General features: G+C 63.0%; 22 protein-coding genes and 1 pseudogene. 7 read left to right on the top strand and 16 right to left on the bottom strand.

Annotated elements, in window-relative coordinates:
- Nucleotides 1-180 (top strand): annotated as a pseudogene (locus AB4Y97_RS20385) (calcium-binding protein); the annotation flags it as partial.
- A 117-nt stretch (nucleotides 181-297) separates the two neighbouring features.
- Here AB4Y97_RS20385 and lysA read toward each other — a convergent pair.
- Nucleotides 298-1566: a diaminopimelate decarboxylase gene (lysA, locus tag AB4Y97_RS20380; RefSeq protein WP_442000873.1), complete on the bottom strand. Its 1269-nt coding sequence runs from the start codon at nucleotides 1564-1566 to the stop codon at nucleotides 298-300.
- Nucleotides 1567-1674: 108 nt separating this feature from the next.
- Nucleotides 1675-1923: an LPS translocon maturation chaperone LptM gene (gene lptM / locus AB4Y97_RS20375; protein WP_442000872.1), complete on the bottom strand. Its 249-nt coding sequence runs from the start codon at nucleotides 1921-1923 to the stop codon at nucleotides 1675-1677.
- 203 nt (nucleotides 1924-2126) lie between these two features.
- Here lptM and tlpA point away from each other — a divergent pair, with 203 nt between their 5' ends.
- Nucleotides 2127-2786, top strand: a complete 660-nt coding sequence (gene tlpA / locus AB4Y97_RS20370) for a thiol:disulfide interchange protein TlpA (protein ID WP_442000871.1) — start codon at nucleotides 2127-2129, stop codon at nucleotides 2784-2786.
- Here tlpA and AB4Y97_RS20365 read toward each other — a convergent pair.
- Nucleotides 2783-3112 carry a hypothetical protein gene (locus tag AB4Y97_RS20365; RefSeq protein WP_442000870.1) on the bottom strand — a complete coding sequence of 110 codons (330 nt, stop codon included), beginning with the start codon at nucleotides 3110-3112 and terminating at the stop codon, nucleotides 2783-2785. The genes tlpA and AB4Y97_RS20365 overlap by 4 nt on opposite strands.
- Nucleotides 3113-3322: 210 nt before the next feature.
- Between AB4Y97_RS20365 and AB4Y97_RS20360 the strand changes: the two genes are divergently transcribed.
- The gene (locus tag AB4Y97_RS20360; RefSeq protein WP_442000869.1) at nucleotides 3323-4471 is read left to right on the top strand and encodes an HlyD family secretion protein; all 1149 of its coding nucleotides are present in this window, start codon (nucleotides 3323-3325) and stop codon (nucleotides 4469-4471) included.
- Nucleotides 4468-6081 (top strand): DHA2 family efflux MFS transporter permease subunit, encoded by a 1614-nt coding sequence (locus AB4Y97_RS20355; RefSeq protein WP_442000868.1) that lies wholly within the window; start codon nucleotides 4468-4470, stop codon nucleotides 6079-6081. The genes AB4Y97_RS20360 and AB4Y97_RS20355 overlap by 4 nt, the downstream gene beginning before the upstream one ends.
- Here AB4Y97_RS20355 and AB4Y97_RS20350 read toward each other — a convergent pair.
- The 8 genes from AB4Y97_RS20350 to purC all read right to left on the bottom strand — a co-directional run bounded on the left by AB4Y97_RS20350 (nucleotide 6078) and on the right by purC (nucleotide 11786).
- Nucleotides 6078-6293, bottom strand: coding sequence for a hypothetical protein (locus tag AB4Y97_RS20350; protein WP_442000867.1), 216 nt, complete (start codon nucleotides 6291-6293; stop codon nucleotides 6078-6080). The two genes, AB4Y97_RS20355 and AB4Y97_RS20350, sit on opposite strands and share 4 nt — an antisense overlap.
- Before the next feature lie 4 nt (nucleotides 6294-6297).
- Nucleotides 6298-6633 carry a Grx4 family monothiol glutaredoxin gene (gene grxD / locus AB4Y97_RS20345; RefSeq protein ID WP_442000866.1) on the bottom strand — a complete coding sequence of 112 codons (336 nt, stop codon included), beginning with the start codon at nucleotides 6631-6633 and terminating at the stop codon, nucleotides 6298-6300.
- Between the two features lie 102 nt (nucleotides 6634-6735).
- Complete coding sequence (locus tag AB4Y97_RS20340; protein WP_442000865.1) at nucleotides 6736-6972, bottom strand: BolA family protein; 237 nt, start codon at nucleotides 6970-6972, stop codon at nucleotides 6736-6738.
- A 12-nt stretch (nucleotides 6973-6984) separates the two neighbouring features.
- Nucleotides 6985-9195: a phosphoribosylformylglycinamidine synthase subunit PurL gene (gene purL / locus AB4Y97_RS20335; protein ID WP_442000864.1), complete on the bottom strand. Its 2211-nt coding sequence runs from the start codon at nucleotides 9193-9195 to the stop codon at nucleotides 6985-6987.
- 97 nt (nucleotides 9196-9292) lie between these two features.
- The gene (purQ, locus tag AB4Y97_RS20330; RefSeq protein WP_442000863.1) at nucleotides 9293-9991 is read right to left on the bottom strand and encodes a phosphoribosylformylglycinamidine synthase subunit PurQ; all 699 of its coding nucleotides are present in this window, start codon (nucleotides 9989-9991) and stop codon (nucleotides 9293-9295) included.
- 101 nt (nucleotides 9992-10092) lie between these two features.
- Nucleotides 10093-10332, bottom strand: coding sequence for a phosphoribosylformylglycinamidine synthase subunit PurS (purS, locus tag AB4Y97_RS20325; protein ID WP_442000862.1), 240 nt, complete (start codon nucleotides 10330-10332; stop codon nucleotides 10093-10095).
- 65 nt (nucleotides 10333-10397) lie between these two features.
- Nucleotides 10398-10919: a hypothetical protein gene (locus AB4Y97_RS20320; RefSeq protein WP_442000861.1), complete on the bottom strand. Its 522-nt coding sequence runs from the start codon at nucleotides 10917-10919 to the stop codon at nucleotides 10398-10400.
- Between the two features lie 72 nt (nucleotides 10920-10991).
- A complete protein-coding gene (gene purC, locus AB4Y97_RS20315; RefSeq protein ID WP_224316391.1) occupies nucleotides 10992-11786 on the bottom strand; it encodes a phosphoribosylaminoimidazolesuccinocarboxamide synthase in 795 nt (264 codons plus the stop codon).
- A gap of 222 nt (nucleotides 11787-12008) precedes the next feature.
- Here purC and AB4Y97_RS20310 point away from each other — a divergent pair, with 222 nt between their 5' ends.
- Entirely contained in the window at nucleotides 12009-12332 is a 324-nt protein-coding gene (locus tag AB4Y97_RS20310; protein ID WP_442000860.1) for a DUF1476 domain-containing protein, read from the top strand.
- A gap of 67 nt (nucleotides 12333-12399) precedes the next feature.
- Nucleotides 12400-13170 carry an HpcH/HpaI aldolase family protein gene (locus AB4Y97_RS20305; RefSeq protein WP_442000859.1) on the top strand — a complete coding sequence of 257 codons (771 nt, stop codon included), beginning with the start codon at nucleotides 12400-12402 and terminating at the stop codon, nucleotides 13168-13170.
- Between the two features lie 4 nt (nucleotides 13171-13174).
- Here the strand turns inward: AB4Y97_RS20305 and AB4Y97_RS20300 are convergent, their stop codons facing one another.
- Entirely contained in the window at nucleotides 13175-13852 is a 678-nt protein-coding gene (locus AB4Y97_RS20300) for an alpha/beta hydrolase (protein WP_442000858.1), read from the bottom strand.
- A gap of 171 nt (nucleotides 13853-14023) precedes the next feature.
- Nucleotides 14024-14671, bottom strand: coding sequence for a DNA-3-methyladenine glycosylase family protein (locus AB4Y97_RS20295; protein WP_442000857.1), 648 nt, complete (start codon nucleotides 14669-14671; stop codon nucleotides 14024-14026).
- Nucleotides 14672-14716: 45 nt separating this feature from the next.
- Here AB4Y97_RS20295 and gluQRS point away from each other — a divergent pair, with 45 nt between their 5' ends.
- On the top strand, nucleotides 14717-15613 hold the full coding sequence (gene gluQRS / locus AB4Y97_RS20290) for a tRNA glutamyl-Q(34) synthetase GluQRS (RefSeq protein ID WP_442000856.1): 897 nt from the start codon (nucleotides 14717-14719) through the stop codon (nucleotides 15611-15613).
- On the opposite strand, the gene AB4Y97_RS20285 is transcribed toward gluQRS, so the two are convergent.
- The 3 genes from AB4Y97_RS20285 to AB4Y97_RS20275 form a co-directional block, all read right to left on the bottom strand.
- Nucleotides 15592-16509, bottom strand: a complete 918-nt coding sequence (locus tag AB4Y97_RS20285; protein ID WP_442000855.1) for an AEC family transporter — start codon at nucleotides 16507-16509, stop codon at nucleotides 15592-15594. The genes gluQRS and AB4Y97_RS20285 overlap by 22 nt on opposite strands.
- Before the next feature lie 6 nt (nucleotides 16510-16515).
- A complete protein-coding gene (locus AB4Y97_RS20280) occupies nucleotides 16516-18546 on the bottom strand; it encodes a M23 family metallopeptidase (RefSeq protein ID WP_442000854.1) in 2031 nt (676 codons plus the stop codon).
- Nucleotides 18547-18945: 399 nt separating this feature from the next.
- On the bottom strand, nucleotides 18946-19151 hold a 206-nt coding region (locus tag AB4Y97_RS20275; protein ID WP_442000853.1), incomplete at its 5' end, for a hypothetical protein.

Below are 19151 nucleotides of genomic sequence, written 5' to 3'. Positions count from 1 at the left end.
GCCAAGGGCTTCTTCACCATCGGCGACAAGGCCAAGGACAAGGACGACTACCTGATCTACAACAAGAAGACCGGCGTGCTGTCCTATGATGCCGATGGTTCGGGCAAGGGCACGGCGGTCGAGATCGCCAAGCTCTCCAAGAACCTCAAGATGACAGCAGCCGACTTCTTCGTCATCTAAAGCGAAGGCGTATGAAAGACGAAAACCCCGGCAGTCGAACTGCCGGGGTTTTCGTATCGCCAGAGGTTATGACCGCTCAGGGGATTCCCTAGCCCAGCTCCACTTCCGGATGCCGTCTTACCTCAACCAATCCGGAATGCGATCCATCCCGATCAGGTCGTCATAGGTCGGACGCGGCCGAACCACTCCGTACTCGGCATCGCGCACAAGCACTTCGGGAACGAGGAGCCGGGTGTTGTAAGTATTGGCCGTGACTGCGCCATAGGCGCCTGCGGTCATGAAAGCGAGAAGGTCGCCGGCTTTTACGGACGGCATATCGCGCGAAAGAGCCAGATAATCGCCTGTTTCGCAGACTGGGCCGACTATATCGGCGACGATATGGTGAACGTCCCGCTTCGGCTCCAGCACCGGCTTGACGTCGTGATAGGCGTCGTAGAGCGTCGGGCGGATCAGGTCGTTCATCGCCGCATCGACGATGACGAAGGTCTTGCCCGCGCCTTCCTTCACATAGATTACCTGCGTGACGAGGATGCCGGCATTGCCCGCGATGAGACGTCCCATCTCGAACACCAGCTTCAGGTCCAGATCCTTCGTATGGCGCTTGATGATCTGTGCATAGGCCTGCGGATCGGGCGGCGGCTCGTTATCCTCGCGGTAGGGCACGCCCAGGCCGCCGCCGAGATCGATGTGATGCAGCTTGTGCCCATCCGCCATCAGGTCGCGCGCCAGTTCGGCGAGCAGGGCGCTTGCATTGTCGAAGGGTTCGAGATCGGTGATCTGGCTGCCGATATGCATGTCGACGCCGGTCACATCGATCCCCTTCAGCTGCGCGGCGCGGGCATAGACCTCGCGCGCGCGGGCGATGGGAATGCCGAACTTGTTCTCGGACTTGCCGGTGGAGATCTTCTTGTGTGTCTTCGCGTCCACATCCGGGTTGATGCGGATCGAGATCGGCGCGCGCATGCCCTTGGACAGCGCAATCTCGGAGAGGGCTTCCAGCTCCGGCTCGGATTCCACGTTGAAGCAGAGAATGCCGCTCTCAAGAGCAAAGGCCATTTCCTGACGGGTCTTGCCCACACCGGAAAACACGATGCGGTTGGCCGATACCCCGGCCGCAAGCGCGCGACGAAGCTCCCCTTCGGAGACGATATCCATGCCGGCGCCGAGACGGGCCAGCGTTCGCAGAACGGCCTGGTTGGAATTCGCCTTCATGGCGTAGCAGACGAGCGCATCCGTATCCGCGAAGGCTTCAGCAAACACGCGGTAGTGCCGCTCCAGGGTCGCGGAGGAGTAGCAATAGAACGGTGTGCCGACCTCATCCGCAAGACGGCGCAGATCGACGTCCTCGGCATGGAGGACGCCCTGGCGGTAGCTGAAATGGTGCATGAGACGGCCTAGAGCATTTTCCGGTGAAGGGGCTTGCGGTTCACCGCTGAACATGCGGCTGACCGGGAAACTTCAGGATCTTTCCGACACGAGGAAGCCGGAGAGCTCCTAGAGGAGCGGGTCGAGAATGAACGGCTCTTTCGGGATCGTATAGCCGCGATGGGCATTCTTCGAGCTAGGCGTCCCGATCGGGGAGGCGATGACGCCCTGGGACCCCGTCGGATTGGCGCTCTGTTGCTGCGGCGCCGACGGATCCGGCGGCGGCTCGAGCGCGCCACGACGGCCACAGGCCGAAAGGCCGAGAGCGAGGACGCCTGCAATCAAAGCGATGCGGGAAAAAGAGAGGCTGGACGACATCAGTTGCTCCGAAACGTGGCCGCACCATAACGGGAAGCGTGCCGGGATGCGAGAGGAAGCTCGTTGCTCGACAACAGCGAATTGTCGAATCCGGCCTGCGGCAGGAGCCGGGAAGCTTTCGGCACATGATCGTGATGGCTGTCGAAGCCCTTCCGTGCATTCTGGGCTTGAGGCCAACCGTAAAACGCGCCACATCCGCCAGGATGACGAATGCACCGAATCCTCGACCGCTCCGAATATTTCCCTGGCTTGCCGGCATCCTCCTCCTCGGTCTCGTGGGAGCAGGGGCGACTTGGTATGGCCTGTCTCGCCACAATTCCGTCGTCGCAGGCGCCCCTGAATGCCGGGCCGCAAATGCCGTCACCGAGCGGCTGAAGCCCTTGGCGAAGGGGGAGCTGGCGGCCCTTGGCGTCAGCGCTGCACCCAAGCCGCCTCCGGTCATCACGTTCACCGGACCCGATGGGCAGGCAAGAAACCTGGGGAATTTCAAGGGAAAGACGGTTCTGATCAATCTCTGGGCGACATGGTGCGTCCCTTGCCGCGAGGAGATGCCGGCCCTCGACAAGCTTCAGGCCGAGCTCGGCGGCAAGGATTTCGAGGTGGTCGCCGTCAATGTGGATACCCGCAATCCGGACAAGCCGAAGGCTTGGCTCGAGGAGAACGGTATCCACAACCTCGTCTATTATGCCGATCCGGCCGGAAAGGTCCTGCAGGTCCTGCAGAAATCCGGGCATGTGGTCGGCCTGCCCACGACCCTGGTCGTCGACCCGTCCGGCTGCGAGATTGCTCTTCTCAAGGGCCCGGCCGAGTGGGCCTCGCCCGAGGCGTTCGCCTTCATGAGAAGCGCTGTCGCGCAGCCTTAAACAGGGCGGCTGCGCGCGGCCTCGCCGTCCGGAACGCCGATCTCGCCCGAGAAGGCGGGTTTCAAGAGACGCCAGGGGCGGTCCATTGCCTGCCGTGCCTGTCCGCGCACGAGCCGGCGCGGCGTGCCATCGGCCAGAATCTCTTCAATCACGACAAAACCCAGGGCCTGGAGCATTACGGCTGCCGTCTTGGTGGCGACGTCGTCCGCCGGAAGCGCGAGTGAGCCTGCGGTATAGATGCGCTCGAGCAGGCTTTTGGGATGGCTTTGCACGGCTGACGCCGTACGCGGCTTGAACGTGATGACGTTCGTCGCTTGATCGATCATGAAGACCCCCATTTCAGATGCCGCTTGTTTTTCTGGCGGCTGCTCCGGTGAGGAGCGCCCTCACTGTGCCGAAAATGGGGCCGGTCGAGGAATGCGACAAAGGTGCATTCCCTCGCACTGCGACCGAATGGGACCGGAGGGCTCCTAGGCGGAACTCCCTCGGCTCGGTGAGATTGTCGTCGCGAGGGCCCTCCTGCGCCCAGGTGAGAAATGCCGAGAGACGACGAGCAAACCGGTGAGGTTGAGGCTCGGAAGGCCGATAGCCAGCCCATTGCGTTCCAGGACAACATCGATAGGGCCGTTCCCAGGGCTGGAAAGCAGAAGCCATCGCCTTTCGCCTTTCTGAGGAAGCATCCGTTCGTCGCGGCGGCAATTGCCCTTGTCCTGCTGGCGGCGATCGTCGGTGGGGTTCTCTGGTGGCTCTATGCGAGTCGTTTCGTCTCGACCGACGACGCTTTCGTCGACACCCGCCAGTTCAGCATCAGCCCCAAGGTCAATGGCTACGTGGCGGAAGTGGCCGTGACGGACAACGAACTGGTCGAGGAGGGCGCACTTTTGGTGCGCCTCGACGACAGGGATTACAGGGCCGCCCTGAATCAGGCGGAGGCGCAGGTCAAGGTCGCCGAGGCAGCCATCGGGAATCTGGATGCGCAGGTCGCAGCCCAGCAGGCCCAGGTCGCTCAGGCGCAGGCCCAGGTCAAACAGGCACAGGCGGCTCTCGATTTCGCAAGAGAGGAGCTGATGCGGTACGAGGATCTGGCCAAGCGTGGCGCCGGGACCCTCCAGCGCGCTCAGCAGGCCCAATCCGATTTCGATCAGAAGCAGGCGGCTCTGGTCCAGACGCAGGCCGCGGTGACGGCGGCCGAGAGGCAGGTCGGCTCGCTCCAGGCGCAACGCAGGAGCGCCGAGGCAAGCCTTGTCAGCGCTCAGGCTGCCCGGGATCAAGCCGAGCTCAATCTCTCCTACACCACGCTCACCGCGTCGCAGGCGGGATATATCGCCAAGCTCTCTGCGGCCAAAGGCGAATATGTCCAGGCCGGGCAGAGCCTCACCATGTTCGTGCCGAGCCAGGTCTGGGTGACGGCGAATTTCAAGGAAACCCAAATCACCGATATGCGGCCCGGCCAATCTGTCGATATCGAGGTCGATGCCTATCCGGGCCGCACGTTTCACGGCCATGTCGACAGCATCCAGCACGGCTCAGGAACGGCCTTCAGTTTGCTGCCGGCCGAGAACGCCACCGGCAATTACGTGAAGGTGGTGCAGCGCGTCCCCGTCAAGATCGTCTTCGATAACCGGCCGAAAGACCTCGTTCTCGGCCCCGGAATGTCGGTCGTCCCGACGGTCAGGGTGAAATGAGCGCCGGTGCGGCAGCCTCCGTCCGAGGCTTCGATCCCAGCCGGTCGGCGGCGGGAGGACACAATCCCTGGCTGATCGCCGGAGTTGTCTCGATTGCGACTTTCATGGAGGTGCTCGACACCACCATCGCCAATGTGGCGTTGCGCCATATCGCCGGCAGCCTCGCTGCCGGGCTGGACCAAAGCACGTGGGTCATCAGCAGCTATCTCGTGTCGAATGCGATCATCCTGCCGATCAGTGGATGGTTCTCGACCGTCCTCGGCCGCAAGCGGTTTTATATGCTCTGCGTCGCGATCTTCACGGTCAGTTCGCTCTTCTGCGGCCTCGCCTGGAGCTTGCAATCCCTCATTGTCTTCCGGGTGCTTCAGGGCCTTGGCGGCGGGGGCATGGCGCCGAGCGAGCAAGCGATCCTGGCCGATTCCTTTCCGCCGGAAAAGCGCGGGCAGGCCTTCGCCGTCTATGGTGTCGCCGTTGTCGTCGCCCCCGTCATCGGGCCCACCCTCGGCGGTTTCCTGACCGATTACTATTCCTGGCACTGGGTGTTCCTCATCAATGTGCCCATAGGCATCCTGTCTCTCATCCTGGTCGGGATGCTGGTTCATGAACCTTCAGGCACGGAGGAAGATCGCAGAAAGCTCCTGCAGGATGGATTGAACTTCGATGTGCTCGGATTTCTGTTCGTGGCGCTTGGGCTCGGTTGCCTGGAGGTGGTTCTGGACGAAGGGCAGCGCAATGACTGGTTCGCTTCGTCCTTCATCTCCATTTTCGCGATCATCTCGGCGGTTTCGCTGATTGCGCTCGTGCCCTGGGAGCTGTCGCGCAAGTATCCGATCGTGAACATCAGGCTCCTCGGCCGGCGCCAGTTCGGCACATGTTTCCTCGTGATGCTCGGGACCGGCGCGGTTCTGATCTCGTCGACGCAGGCCATGCCGCAATTCCTGCAGACGGAACTCGGCTACACGGCAACGCTTGCGGGACTTGCCATGTCGCCCGGCGGCCTCGTGACCATGACCTTCATGCCGGTCGCCGGTCGGCTGGTCAGCGTGATCCAGCCGAAATATCTGATCGCCTTCGGCAGCATGGCGATCGCCCTCGCCATGTGGAACCTCGCCGGGCTCAACGGCGATGTCACCTTCAGTTATGCGGTCTGGTCCCGCATCTACCTGGCATTTGGCCTGCCGTTCCTCTTCCTTCCGATCAATACGGCGGCCTATGAGGGCATCGCGCCGGAGGAAACGAACCAAGTCTCGGGCCTCATCAACGTCGCCCGTAATCTGGGGGGCAGCATCGGGATCTCGATGGCGCAGACATTGCTTGCGCAGCGACAGCAATTTCACCAGAGTCGGCTGGTGGAGAACATCGTCCCCTCCAACATCCATTACCAGGAAACCCTGCGCCAGGTGACCGCGTATTTCGAGGCACAGGGCAGCGATCCCATCAAGGCCGCCCAGCAGGCTTTCGCCTGGATCGCGCAGACCGTGCAGGACCAGGCGGCCCTGCTTTCCTATATCGACGTATTCAGAGCGCTTTCCATCCTCGCCATAGGCATGTTTCCGCTGGCCTTCCTGCTGCAATCCGGGAAGCTGGGACAGGCCCGCGCGGGGCATTAGAGCATCGTGCGGAAAAGTGGACCCGGTTTTTCGCTGACGCGGACCTTCGGTTCGCCCAGAACGATGCGCTCATCCAACGAGAGAGCATCGGATTGATCCCAAAAGTGGAATCCACTTTTAGGTCCGAGGCTCTTAGGGTTCAACGGGAAGCCGAAATTGCGGGCAATAAAAAAGCGGGGCGAGGCCCCGCTTTCAATGTCTTCGAATTTCAATGCCTCAGGCGCTTTGCTGGATCTGGATACCCTTGTCGGTGAAGAGCTGCTGCAACTCGCCAGCCTGGAACATCTCGCGAGCGATGTCGCAACCGCCGATGAACTCTCCCTTCACATAGAGCTGGGGGATGGTCGGCCAGCTCGAATATTCCTTGATGCCCTGACGGATGCCTTCGTCCTCGAGCACGTTGATGCCCTTATACGGCACGCCGAGGTAATTCAGGATCTGGACCACCTGGCTCGAGAAACCGCACATGGGGAATTGCGGCGTGCCTTTCATGAAAAGCACGACGTCGTTGGACTTCACTTCGTTGTCGATCACCTGACGGGCATCGGTCATGGAATTCTCCTGTTCCCTGAGCATTCTCCGCAAAAGTGGGGCCGGTTTTGCGAATGAAAATGCGGCAAAGATATTCTGGCGCTCAAGGCGCCGGGTTTAATCTCAATTGTCGGGTGCCAGCGTCGTCAAAGCAAGAGCGTGCAGCACGCCGCCCATGCGGCCCTGCAGCGCCGCATAGACCATCTGGTGTTGCTGGACCCGTGATTTTCCCTTGAAGGCCTGGGAGGTCACGGTGGCTGCGTAATGATCGCCATCGCCGGCGAGATCCTTGATCTCGACTTCTGCGTCCGGGATCGCTGCCTTGATCATGGTCTCGATATCACGCGCATCCATAGGCATCGTGTCTGCTCCTCAAGCCTTGCCGGCCATATAGTCCGGCAGCCAGGATTCGTGCGCTGCCTTCAATTTCTCCACCGATATGGCCTGCGCGCCCGGCAAAATCAACGAATCGCCACCGGTGACGCCGAGCGCCATGGCCGGAACGCCGATTTCGGTAGCCTCGTAGAGGATGTCGGCCGCCTCGTCGGGGTCGACGGCGATCACATAGCGGCCCTGATCCTCGCCGAACAGGAAGGCATGAAGCGGCAGATCCTCTGGTGCGGTCGCAATAACCGCGCCTCGATTGCCCGCCATCGCCATTTCCGCCAGCGCCAGGGCCAAGCCGCCGTCTGAGAGGTCGTGCACCGTATCGATCTGGCCGGAGCGGATGAGCTGGCGCACGAAATCGCCGTTGCGCTTTTCGGCGGCGAGATCGACCGGCGGCGGCGCGCCTTCTTCGCGCCCGCAGATGTCGCGCAGATAGATCGACTGGCCGAGCCAGCCGGTCGTATCTCCGATGAGAATGAGGGCATCTTCCTCGCGCTTGAAGGCGACGGAGGCGTTCACCGTCACGTCGTCGAGCAGGCCGACGCCGCCGATGGCGGGGGTCGGCAGGATGCCCTGGCCGTTGGTCTCGTTATAGAGGGACACGTTGCCGGACACGACCGGGAAATCCAGCACCCGGCAGGCTTCCGAAATACCCCGCAGACAGCCGACGAACTGGCCCATCACCTCGGGCCGCTCCGGGTTGCCGAAATTCAGGTTGTCGGTGATCGCCAGCGGCAGGCCGCCGACCGCGGTGATGTTGCGCCAGGCTTCCGCCACCGCCTGCTTGCCGCCTTCGACCGGGTCCGCCTCGCAATAGCGCGGCGTCACGTCGGTGGTCATGGCAAGGCCCTTCGGCCCGTTCTCGACGCGCACGACGGCGGCATCGCCCCCCGGCATCTGAACCGTGTTGCCGAGAATCAGGTGATCGTACTGCTCCCACACCCAGCGCCTGGAGCTCTGATCGGGCGAGCCGACGAGCTTCAACAGGGCCTCGGCGTCGGACATGGGCGGCTTCACGCTCTCAGGCATGATCACCGGCTGATGGGTATTGGGGATGTGGGGGCGGTCGTAGAGAGGAGCCTCGTCGCCAAGCTCCTTGATCGGCAGGTCGGCCATCACCTCGCCGTGGTGCTTCACCACGAAGCGCAGGGTGTCGGTGGTCTTGCCGATGACCGCGAAATCCAGGCCCCATTTCACGAAGATGGCTTCCGCCTCCTTCTCCATGCCTGGCTTGAGCACCATGAGCATGCGCTCCTGGCTCTCGGATAGCATCATCTCGTAGGCCGTCATGCCCTCTTCGCGGGTCGGCACCTTGTCGAGGTCGAGCTCGACGCCGAGATCGCCCTTCGCGCCCATCTCCACCGCGGAGCAGGTAAGGCCCGCCGCGCCCATGTCCTGGATCGCGATGACGGCGCCAGATTTCATCAGCTCGAGACAGGCTTCCAGCAGCAGCTTTTCGGCGAAAGGATCACCCACCTGAACGGTCGGGCGCTTCTCCTCCGAAGCATCATCGAACTCGGCCGAAGCCATGGTCGCGCCATGGATGCCGTCGCGGCCGGTCTTGGAGCCGAGATAGACGATGGGATTTCCGACTCCGGTCGCCGCCGCATAGAAAATCTCATTCGTGCGGGCGAGGCCCACCGCCATGGCGTTGACCAGGATGTTGCCGTTGTAGCGTGGATGGAAGCCCACGCTGCCACCGACCGTCGGCACGCCGAAGGAATTGCCGTAGCCGCCGATGCCGGCCACCACGCCCGAGACGAGATGCGGGGTCTTGGGATGATCGGGTTCGCCGAAGCGCAGGAAGTTCAGGGCCGCGATGGGGCGCGCGCCCATGGTGAACACGTCGCGCAGGATGCCACCGACACCCGTTGTTGCGCCCTGATAGGGCTCGATGAAAGAGGGGTGGTTGTGGCTTTCCATCTTGAAGACGCAGGCCAGCCCGTCGCCGATATCGATCACGCCCGCATTCTCGCCCGGTCCCTGAATGACCCAGGGGGCCTTCGTCGGCAGGCCGCGCAGATGAAGGCGGGATGATTTGTAGGAGCAGTGCTCGTTCCACATGGCCGAGACGATGCCGAGCTCCGTGATGGTCGGCGTGCGGCCGATCAGCTTCACGAAGCGTTCGTATTCGTCAGGCTTCAGCCCGTGCTCCTTGACCAGCTCCGGAGTGATGGCGACGTCGTTGCGGATCATCGGGGTCTCGCTTCTTGATCCTCTCCTGTCGGAGAGAGGATTGCTCGCATGGGCGAGCGGGTGAGGGCTGCGGGGGCTCTTCCCCGCATGTAGAGTGTCAGGCCGCCTTTGCGAAGGAGGATACGAGGCTCTCGAACAGGCCGCGTCCGTCGGTTCCTCCGACAAGGTCTTCGATCAGGTTTTCCGGATGGGGCATCATGCCGAGCACATTGAGCTTGTCGGAATAGATGCCCGCGATGGAATTCATGGAGCCGTTGCGGTTGGCGTCGGGCGTCACGTGCCCGTGCGCATCGCTGTAGCGGAAGGCCACGAGCCCTTCGCCTTCGAGGCGCTTCAGGGTCTCTTCGTCGGCCGTGTAATTGCCCTCGCCATGGGCGACGCAGACATCGATGGCCTGGCCCCTGGTGTAGCTCTTGGTGAAGGCCGTGTCCTCGCGCTCCACCCGCAGGAACTGGCGGTGGCAGATGAATTTCAGGTTGGCGTTGCGCATCAGGATGCCGGGCAGCAATCCGGATTCACACAGGATCTGGAAGCCGTTGCAGATGCCGAGCACGAGGCCGCCGCGCGCCGCATGGGCCCGCACCGCATCCATCACCGTCGCGCGGCCGGCAATGGCGCCGCAACGGAGATAGTCGCCATAGGAAAAGCCGCCCGGCAGGACGACGAGGTCCGTGCCGGAGGGCAGGTCGGTCTCGGCGTGCCAGACCTTCTCGACCTGCGAGCCTGCCTGCTTGAGCGCCCGCATCACGTCGCCTTCGCGATTGGATCCGGGAAAGACGATGACAGCGGATTTCATTCAAGCCATCCTTAAATCGTCGTGACCGGGCCTGTCCCGGCCATCCACGCCTTTCGGCGCGGTGAAATCGTGGATGCCCGGATCAAGTCCAGGCATGACGGTCAGGTGAGTTCGACGCGATAATTCTCGATCACCGTGTTCGCCAGCAGCTTCTCGCAGGCGGCCTTCAAGGCCGCCTCGGCCTTGCCCTTGTCCGCCGTGCCGAGCTCGATGTCGAACACCTTGCCCTGGCGCACGCTGGCGATGCCGTCGACGCCGAGGGATTTGAGGGCGCCTTCGATGGCCTTGCCTTGGGGATCGAGAACGCCGTTCTTGAGGGTCACGGTGACACGGGCTTTCATGGGATCCTCGGGCTGTTGGAAGATGGCCAACGCCATAAAGCCAATGAGTTCAAGAAACAACGCCCTCAAGGCCGCAATTCACGCTCCGCGACCCTCCGGACCGCGGTTTGAACAGACATCTCGTCCTCGCCGATGACCAGGACGACCCGGAGAGCATCCTCCGACCGGAGCCCGAGGGCCGCGCCATAGGCGGGAGCCTTCCGGCCATCGGCTGGAGCGAGGCTGATCGCAAAGCCTCGATAGGGACTGTCCTGCAAGGGTTTTGTCGTTACGAGGGTCTGGACCGGCTTCGCCTTGCCGGATGGCGGCTTGCCGGGGCGAGACCGAAGGAAGCGGGCCAAGGTCGCCGGGTCATCCAGCACGGCCTCGGCCTCCCGGGCATCCTTGCCCGTCAGACGAAGGACGCTCACGACGAGACCAGGGGAGCATTCGGGCGGTGCACAGAAAGCCAGAGCTTCCGGCTCGGCGCGATCCTCGGCGAGCCACTTTCGCAAGGGAAGTGCCTCCCAGGGCGCCCCGGGCGGCACGCCCTCGACCGGGCGGGGGATATAGCCGCAGCTGCCCAAGGCAAGGATGACGAGAGCCAAGCCAAACGACAATGCCCGGCGCGGGGCCGGGCATCGGGCTTTCGATAGGGGTCGAAGAGCGATCAAGGGCGATCACTGCACGAGGCGCGGGCCGCTCATGGTCGGGTTCTCGTTCTCGGACATGATGCCGAGACGGCGGGCCACCTCCGAATAGGCCTCGACGAGGCCGCCCATGTCGCGGCGGAACCGGTCCTTGTCGAGTTTGTCCTTGGACTTGATGTCCCAGAGGCGGCAGGAGTCTGGAGAGATCTCATCGGCGACGACGATGCGCATCATCTCCCCCTCCCACAGACGGCCCGTCTCCATCTTGAAATCGACGAGGCGGATGCCGACGCCGAGGAAGAGGCCGGAGAGGAAATCGTTGACCCGGATGGCCAGCGCCATGATGTCGTCGATCTCCTGGGGCGTTGCCCAGCCGAAGGCGGTGATGTGCTCTTCCGATACCATCGGATCGTTGAGCTTGTCGTTCTTGTAATAGAATTCGATGATCGAGCGGGGCAGCTGGGTGCCTTCCTCGAGCCCGAGGCGCTGGGCAAGGGAGCCGGCGGCGACATTCCGCACCACGACCTCGAGAGGGATGATCTCCACTTCCCGAATCAACTGCTCGCGCATGTTGAGACGGCGAATGAAGTGGGTCGGGACGCCGATATCGTTCAGATTCTGGAAGACGTATTCCGAGATCCGGTTGTTGAGGACACCCTTGCCGTCGATCACTTCATGCTTCTTGGCATTGAAGGCGGTAGCGTCATCCTTGAAGTGCTGGATGAGTGTTCCGGGCTCCGGTCCTTCATAGAGGACCTTCGCCTTGCCCTCATAGATGCGACGGCGGCGATTCATAGGGGTATACCGTGGTTTGAGGAAATCCATGGCCGTGGCTCCTTATATAGTGTGCAGATCCGCGGCTGGCGCGGGTCCGATCTGGACCGTCCCCGGCTTGGGCGCAACCTATCCGATCCATCAGCCAAGCACAACGGAAGGAGTCGGCCGCAAAACGGCTTCCTCCGGTCTCGCTTTTCGAAAGGGGCTACCCCTGGCGGTGGCGCTTGTGCGCCTTTATATCGCAGTGAGCTCTAACCTAAGGAGAGGCTCATGACGGCTTTCGACGAGCGTAAGGACGCATTCGAAAAGAAGTTTGCACACGATGAGGAGCTTCGTTTCAAGGCGACCGCTCGCCGCAACAAGCTGTTCGGTCTCTGGGCAGCGGGGCAGCTCGGCAAGTCGGGCGCCGACGCGGAGGCCTATGCCAAGAGCGTGGTCCTCGCCGATTTCGAGGAGGCGGGTGACGCGGACGTCATCCGCAAGGTGAAGGCCGATCTCGAAGCGGCCGGCAAGCCTGTACAGGAGAGCGAGCTGACCCGGATCCTGAGCGAGCAGATGCAGCGCGCCGCCGAAGAAATCAAAACTGGCCTGTAAACCCGATCTCCCAGGGAGCGCCATGGCTCCCGACGTATTCCAATCCCCCATTCCTCAAAGAGACCCCATGCCGAGCAATCCGTCCCTCCTCGACCGGCTGAAGACCGGCTCTCCCCTCCTGGCCGCGTGGTGCGGATTGCCTGAACCGACAATTCCCGGGCTTCTTGCCCGGGAGGCGTTCGATGCCGTGGTGATCGACATGCAGCACGGGGCCGTCGATTTCGCAGCGGCGGTCAGGGCCATCCCGCTCATTGCGGCAGCCGCCAAGCCGGCGGTCATTCGTGTTCCGGTTGGCGAATTCGCCACCGCCTCGCGGTTTTTGGATGCGGGGGCCTCCGGCGTGATTGCGCCGATGATCAACACCGTGGAAGACGCACGCCGCTTCGCCAGCTTCATGAAGTTTCCGCCTCTCGGCGAGCGGAGCTGGGGCCCTCATGGGGCGTTGAGCCTCACGGGCCTGCAGCCCGGCGAGTATTTCAAGATCGCAAACGGCCTGTCCCTGGCGCTCGCCATGGTCGAGACACGGGAAGCTCTCGATATCATCGACGATATTCTCGCCGTTCCGGGTATCGATGGCATCTTCATCGGTCCCGCCGACCTTTCCATCGGCCTGTCGCAGGGCAAGGAAGTCAACCCGGCGAGCGCGGCGGTCGAGTCGGCCCTCGGTTACGCTCTCGCCCGCACCAGGGTTGCCGGCAAGGTCGCCGGCATTTACGCCGCTTCCGGCGAGCGCGCCTCTGAGCTTGCCCACAAGGGCTTCCATCTGGTCTCCATCGCCAGCGACGCTGCACTCATGAGGGCCGGCGCCCATGCGGCCCTGAAGGCGGCGCGGGCCTGAGCCGTCATTTCGGATAGGGAAGGCCGAAAACCTGGGTCAGGAAGAGGCCTCCCTGCCGCAGCGCTTCCTCGTCGATGCCATGGGAAACGCCCGGCGACAGGTGCCATTGGCACGGCACTTCCGCTCCGGTCAGGACCTCCTTGGAAAAGAGGAACATCTCGACCGGAAGCACCTCGTCCTGCTCGCCATGGGTGAGCAGGACCGGCGGTTTCGAGCGAACCGCTTCCTTCAGGCTTTCCGGCCCCTTGCCGTTTTCCAGAACGGCGAGGCCGGAAAAGCCGACGATTCCGGCAAGCCCCGTTGTCCGGCGCAGGCCCACATGAAGCGCCATCATGGTGCCCTGGCTGAAGCCGACCAGGGCGAGCTTCGAGGCAGGCAGGTCGTAGCGCGCCAGTTCCTGGTCGAGAAAGGCATCGAGCCTGGGCGCCGCATAGGTTACGCCGCGCCAGAATTCGGCCGGGTCGCGCAAGCTCAAGGGAAACCATTGCCGCCCCATGGGCACGCCATCGCATGGATCGGGCGCATGGGGCGCCACGAAGGCTGCGTCCGGCAGCCAATCCCGCCAATGCTGACCGATCTCGATCAGGTCGCCTCCGTCCGCCCCGAGACCGTGAAGGAAAACCACGAGCTGCTTGACCTGTCCGGATTTCGGGGCAATGCGCGGGCCATCGAGCAAAGTCATGATGAAGACCTTAGAGCATCGGACCCAAAAGTGGAGGCCACTTTTGGGATCAATCCGATGTTCTCTTGTTGGATGAGCGCATCGTTTGGGGCGGAAAACCGGGTCCACTTTTCCGCACGATGCGCTAGGAAGCTGCTGGGCGCATCACCTCAACCGGGCCGGGATGGAAGGTCAAGAGACTGGGCTGCCCTCGCGAGCCTTGGCGATTCGATAATGCGCCCAAAGAACCTTTGCGGCGACGCCGCGCCAGGGGCGCCAGCGTTCGGCCATACGGGTCAGGGCCTTCGCGTCCGGGCGCACGTCCAGACCATAGGCGAGGCGGGCGGCTTCCTGCACGGCAAGGTCCCCGCTCGGAAACGCGTCCGGATGCCCGAGGCAGAAGAGCAGGTAGATATCGGCCGTCCAGGGACCGATACCCTTCACGGCGGTCAGCAGCCCATGCGCTTCATCGGCGGGAAGGTCGTGCAGCCGGTTGAGGGGGAGGCTGCCGTTCCGGATGTCTGTCGCAACGGTTCGGAGCGTCCTGATTTTTCCGGCCGACAAACCGGCCGAGCGCAGCTCTTCGTCGCTGAGGGCAAGAAAGGCCTCCGGCGAGGCCGGGGCGAGGCGGTCCTTCAGGCGGCCCCAGATGGCCGCGGCGCTCGCAGTGGAAAGCTGCTGCCCGACGATGATCCAGGCAAGGCCTTCGAATCCCGGCGGCCGCCTGCGAAGCTGCGGCACGGCTCCGCCTGCGACAAGGTCCGCCATGATCGGGTCCGTTCGCGTCAGCGCGTCCAAACCCATCTTGAGAACCTCATCCGTTTCGAGGAGGGTGCTCATCCAACGATCCTTTGCAACGGTCTTTCTTTCCTCAATGCTGGCCCCGTGACGAAACCCGTTTTCCGATTCGCCCCGAGCCCGAATGGGCGGCTGCATCTGGGGCACGCCTATTCGGCATTGCTCAATGCGGACTTCGCCCGAAAATTCGGCGGGCGATTGCTGCTGCGCATCGAGGATATCGACCTTACCCGCTGCCGCCCTGATTTCGAGAAGGCCATTTACGACGATCTGGCCTGGCTCGGCCTGGAATGGGAAAAGCCGGTCCGCCGCCAATCCGAGCATTTCGACGATTACCGCGCCGCCGCTGCGAAGCTGAAGGGCAGGGAGCTGCTCTATCCCTGCTTCTGCTCCCGCAGGCAGATCGCCGACGCCGTCACGCGAAAGGAAAGCGAAACGGCGCGGCCATGGCCGCGCGATCCGGACGGTGCGCCGTTCTATCCTGGCACCTGCAAGGCCCTGGAGGCCGGTGAGGCCGCGCGCCGGATCGCGGCGGACGAGCCCCATACATGGCGGATCCATATGGCGGCAGCCCAGGCTCTTGCGCCCGAACCCCTCTTTTTCCAGCGGTTTGACGATGCGGGCCATATGGAAACCGTCGAGGCACATCCCTCGCGCTGGGGCGACGCGGTGATCGTCCGCAAGGATGTGCCGACGAGCTACCATCTCTCCGTCGTGGTCGACGATGCCCTGCAGAAAGTCACCCATGTGGTCCGCGGCAAGGATCTGGAGGCCGCAACCGATCTGCACGTGCTTCTCCAGGCCCTGCTCGGCCTGCCGACCCCTCTCTATCATCACCATGATCTCGTTCTCGACCGAACCGGCGACAAGCTCTCGAAGAGCCTTCGATCCGAATCTCTGGCGGATCTCCGGGAGCAGGGCTGGGAAGCGTCGGAGGTGCGGCGACGCCTCGGCTTTTCGCCTCAGCCGACGCCAAGGACATAAAGCCAGAAAATGGTCGTGCCGAGCGCGAGGAATGTCGAGAGCGTAACGGCACTCGAGGCCAGGGGAACGCCTTCGCCGTAACGCTCGGCGAAGAGATAGGCATTGATCCCGGAAGGGCAGGAGGCGAACAGAACCGCCACTCCGGCCCAGACCGGAGGCATCTCGAAAACGTAGGTCGCCAGCAAAAGGACGATCAGGGGATGCAGCACGAGCTTGAGGGCGGAGATCAGGGTCGGCAGCTTCCAGCCCATCTCCAGCCCGTAGCGCCGCAGGGCGATTCCCATGGAGACGAGGGCGCAGGGGACGGCAGCGCTGCCGAGCAGCTCGACGATCTGCCAGAACGGGGCCGGCAGATGAGGGGCCAGCGGCCGGCATGCGGAGCCGGCGAGAATCCCGACCACGATTGGATGGGTGGCGAGGCGGCGGAGGACGACAAGCGGCGAGGCCTGGCGCCCCTCGGCCATGATCGTCGCCAGGGTCATGGTCACCGGCAGGTGAACGGCGATCAGCAGGAAAAGCGGCACCGCGCCCGCATCGCCATAGGCCTTGAGAATCATGGGCACGCCCACGAACACCGTATTCGCCTGGCCTGCCGAGAAACCTGCCACGACGGCGGAGACGCCTTTCAGGGCAAAGAAGCGCCGGCCGAGCACCATGGCCAGGGCCCAGACCACGGCGACGCCGACAAAGTACGAAATCCAATAGCCCCAAGGCTGCACCGCCGGAATCTCCGCGCGAACCAGGGTGCTGAAGATCAGGCATGGGAGGGACAGGGAGAACACGAACTCGGACAGGCCTTCGCCCATCCGGTCGGAGGCGAAATGGGTCCGGCGCGCGAGATAGCCGATGCCGATCAGACCGAAGACCGGCAGGACAATCGTAAGAAGGTCGAGCATGAGGCCTCAGCGAAGATCGGCACGCTGGGCGATGCTGGCCGAGGCGTTGGCATGAGTCATCAGATCGTCCACCTGCTCACGCTGCCGCTTGAATTCTGCAAGGCCGCGCCCCTCGAGTTCCCGGCTCTTGGGCAAGCGGATCTTCAGGGGGTCGACGAAGCTGCCGTTGATGAGAACCTCGTAGTGGAGGTGGGGTCCCGTCGAAAGACCGGTGCTGCCGAGATAGCCGATCACTTGGCCCTGCTGCACCTTCACGCCGGGCGCGACGCCTTTTCCGAAGTTCGACATGTGATTGTAGGTGGTGACATAGCCGTTCGTGTGCTGGATCTCGACCCGGCGGCCATATCCCGATTCCCATCCAGCCTTGATGACCGTACCGTTACCGGCCGCGATGATGGGGGTTCCGATCCGATTGGACCAGTCGATGCCGGTATGCGGCCGCGTATAGCCGAGGATCGGGTGGTAGCGGGAGCCGAAGCCCGAGCGCAGGATGCCCTCGGCGATCGGCTTGCGGAGCAGGAACTTCTTCAGGGAGCGCCCGGCCTCATCGAAGAAGTCGATGGCGCCGTCGTCGCCCTGATAGCGATAGACGCGCCGGGTCTCCCCGCTGACTGACAAGGAGGCATAGAGGATTTCGGGCGTTCCGCCGTCTTCGTCGGTGCCGTAGAAGACCTCGAACGTGTCTCCCGTGGAGACGCGGCGCTGGAAATCGACATCGTATCCGAAGATCCGGACCAGATCGTCGACAGTCTTACGGGGCAGGTCGTTCTTCAGGGCCGTTTCATAAAGGCTCTCATACAGCCTGACACCTTGTCCTTCGTCGTCGCCCTCGTCCTCGTCGGCCGTGGCCGTCTGCGGGGCGGTCTCGTCCTTGGTGGGCGTGACCGAGACAAAGACACCGCGATCGTTCGTCGCCGCAATCGCATCGATGCCGCGCTCGCCGAGCACGAGCACGCGCACGATCTGCCGCGGATCGCCCAGGCGCGGTCCGGGTGCGATCAGGATCCGCAGGCGCTGGCCTTCGATGAGGGTCGCAGTCTTGATGCGCGCCGACAGCGCCGTCGTGATGGCGAGAATCTGCTCCGGATTGGCGCCGTAAGCGCGCAGGACCGTCTCGAGCGTCTCGCCTTTTTTCAGCGCGACATCCCGTTCCTCGACGAGCGGGGAGGCCCCGCGCTGGTCGAGCTTGGGGAGGTTGGTCACGTTCTCCGGCACCACCCGAACCTCGATCGTGCTGAAGGGCGCATCGACGATCCGGGCATATCCGAGGGCTTCGCCAAGGACATCCGGCTGACGGAGCGTCCGCGACAGCATCTGCTGAGCGGGAATCGGAACGGAGACCCGGCGTCCCGCTTCCGAAGAAATCCGCCGCTCTTCCTCCAGCATCGCGAGGACATCGTCGTCCGAAAGCGAAGGCGCGCTCGCTTCGATGGCGATGGCGGCAAGGTCGCGCCTGAGAACCGAGACATCCGCATCGGATATTTCGGGTGCCTGTTCCGCCGAACGATCCTGGCTGTCCTCGGCGAAGAGGCGCATCGGGTCGAAGCGGGGAATATCCGACGCGAAAACACCAGCCGTCAGGGAAAGATTGGTAGCCACACGCACGAACTGGCGGACCTTGATGGCCTCACGATCGCCGTTGCGGATGGTCATGGGAGCGCGGAAGCTTTGCCTGGCCGAAGCGGTCGTCTCGCTGCGATTCAGCCTGTCGCCTTTGCGGGCCGTATTCGTGGCGCGGTTCTGCTGCTCGCTATCGACCGATGCATCGACCGTCGCCCGCTCGGGAGCGCTGGGCGAGGTCGTCGCGCCTTCAAGCGCGATATAAATGGAAGCTCCGATCAGCACCGCACCCGTGACGCCCGTCAGGACGCTGGCCCCGAGCCAGCGGAGATTGATATCGCGCTTGTCGACCTCCCGCGGTGCGCCGCCGCCGACATTGAGCGGGGGCTCGTGGCCCAGATCGACTCTGGACGACGCACGAAAGCTCTCCCTGGGGGCGAGCCCGGCGCGGTTGTCGTCTGGAGGGGAAGGGCTCATTCTGGGTATGGTCGGTGGGGTCTTGATGAGTTCGGAAGAAGAAGGCGCTCTAGCATAATAGGCGATACCCGCACAGGCCCAATGGAAGCGCGAGCGCACCACATGCCGGAAAGGCGGCGCCTTAAAGCAACTGCTTCGGGGGACAGTGTGTCCGCAGTGAGGCGACAAACACACTGCATAAGGGAGAACTTCCTCGCCGAGGCGCGCTTTTCAGTCGGCGTCAAAAAACTTTCACAAGTCTGTTGACAGGGCAAAAGGGTTGGTCCTATAAAGCGCCCATCGACGCCGCCGCTGACGCGAACGGTGCCAAACGCTTCCTCGATAAGGCGTTCTTCTCAAACCGGCCACGGCCGGGCTGAGAAGGTTGTCTTGGAGGGAGTGTCCATCTTCGGATGGAAGTCAAATGCGGGATCGCTTGGCGAAAACGTAGTTGACAAAGAAATCGGATGAACTTAAATCGGGTTCATCGCGGAGTTGCCGATTGATTGGTTGCTCCGGGTTTTCTTTTGAAGAACGGGCGGCTGGGGCCGGGAAGTGAGATTTCCGGGCTTGGGCGCTGTTTTCTTCGGATACTGTGCGCATCGGATGATGCGTGTGCTCTTTGA

Source organism: Microvirga sp. 2TAF3 (genome assembly GCF_052114965.1).
Classification (GTDB): domain Bacteria; phylum Pseudomonadota; class Alphaproteobacteria; order Rhizobiales; family Beijerinckiaceae; genus Microvirga.
The sequence above is the reverse complement of the archived record's forward strand: the minus strand, read 5'-3'. Positions and strand labels throughout refer to the sequence as shown.

Excerpts from the sequence above, each read along its gene's own strand:
- lysA (WP_442000873.1), bottom strand. The coding sequence starts at position 1,566 with ATGCACCATTTCAGCTACCGCCAGGGCGTCCTCCATGCCGAGGACGTC.
- lptM (WP_442000872.1), bottom strand. The coding sequence starts at position 1,923 with ATGTCGTCCAGCCTCTCTTTTTCCCGCATCGCTTTGATTGCAGGCGTC.
- tlpA (WP_442000871.1), top strand. The coding sequence starts at position 2,127 with ATGACGAATGCACCGAATCCTCGACCGCTCCGAATATTTCCCTGGCTT.
- AB4Y97_RS20365 (WP_442000870.1), bottom strand. The coding sequence starts at position 3,112 with ATGATCGATCAAGCGACGAACGTCATCACGTTCAAGCCGCGTACGGCG.
- AB4Y97_RS20360 (WP_442000869.1), top strand. The coding sequence starts at position 3,323 with ATGCCGAGAGACGACGAGCAAACCGGTGAGGTTGAGGCTCGGAAGGCC.
- AB4Y97_RS20355 (WP_442000868.1), top strand. The coding sequence starts at position 4,468 with ATGAGCGCCGGTGCGGCAGCCTCCGTCCGAGGCTTCGATCCCAGCCGG.
- grxD (WP_442000866.1), bottom strand. The coding sequence starts at position 6,633 with ATGACCGATGCCCGTCAGGTGATCGACAACGAAGTGAAGTCCAACGAC.
- AB4Y97_RS20340 (WP_442000865.1), bottom strand. The coding sequence starts at position 6,972 with ATGCCTATGGATGCGCGTGATATCGAGACCATGATCAAGGCAGCGATC.
- purL (WP_442000864.1), bottom strand. The coding sequence starts at position 9,195 with ATGATCCGCAACGACGTCGCCATCACTCCGGAGCTGGTCAAGGAGCAC.
- purQ (WP_442000863.1), bottom strand. The coding sequence starts at position 9,991 with ATGAAATCCGCTGTCATCGTCTTTCCCGGATCCAATCGCGAAGGCGAC.
- purS (WP_442000862.1), bottom strand. The coding sequence starts at position 10,332 with ATGAAAGCCCGTGTCACCGTGACCCTCAAGAACGGCGTTCTCGATCCC.
- purC (WP_224316391.1), bottom strand. The coding sequence starts at position 11,786 with ATGGATTTCCTCAAACCACGGTATACCCCTATGAATCGCCGCCGTCGC.
- AB4Y97_RS20310 (WP_442000860.1), top strand. The coding sequence starts at position 12,009 with ATGACGGCTTTCGACGAGCGTAAGGACGCATTCGAAAAGAAGTTTGCA.
- AB4Y97_RS20305 (WP_442000859.1), top strand. The coding sequence starts at position 12,400 with ATGCCGAGCAATCCGTCCCTCCTCGACCGGCTGAAGACCGGCTCTCCC.
- AB4Y97_RS20300 (WP_442000858.1), bottom strand. The coding sequence starts at position 13,852 with ATGACTTTGCTCGATGGCCCGCGCATTGCCCCGAAATCCGGACAGGTC.
- AB4Y97_RS20295 (WP_442000857.1), bottom strand. The coding sequence starts at position 14,671 with ATGAGCACCCTCCTCGAAACGGATGAGGTTCTCAAGATGGGTTTGGAC.
- AB4Y97_RS20285 (WP_442000855.1), bottom strand. The coding sequence starts at position 16,509 with ATGCTCGACCTTCTTACGATTGTCCTGCCGGTCTTCGGTCTGATCGGC.
- AB4Y97_RS20280 (WP_442000854.1), bottom strand. The coding sequence starts at position 18,546 with ATGAGCCCTTCCCCTCCAGACGACAACCGCGCCGGGCTCGCCCCCAGG.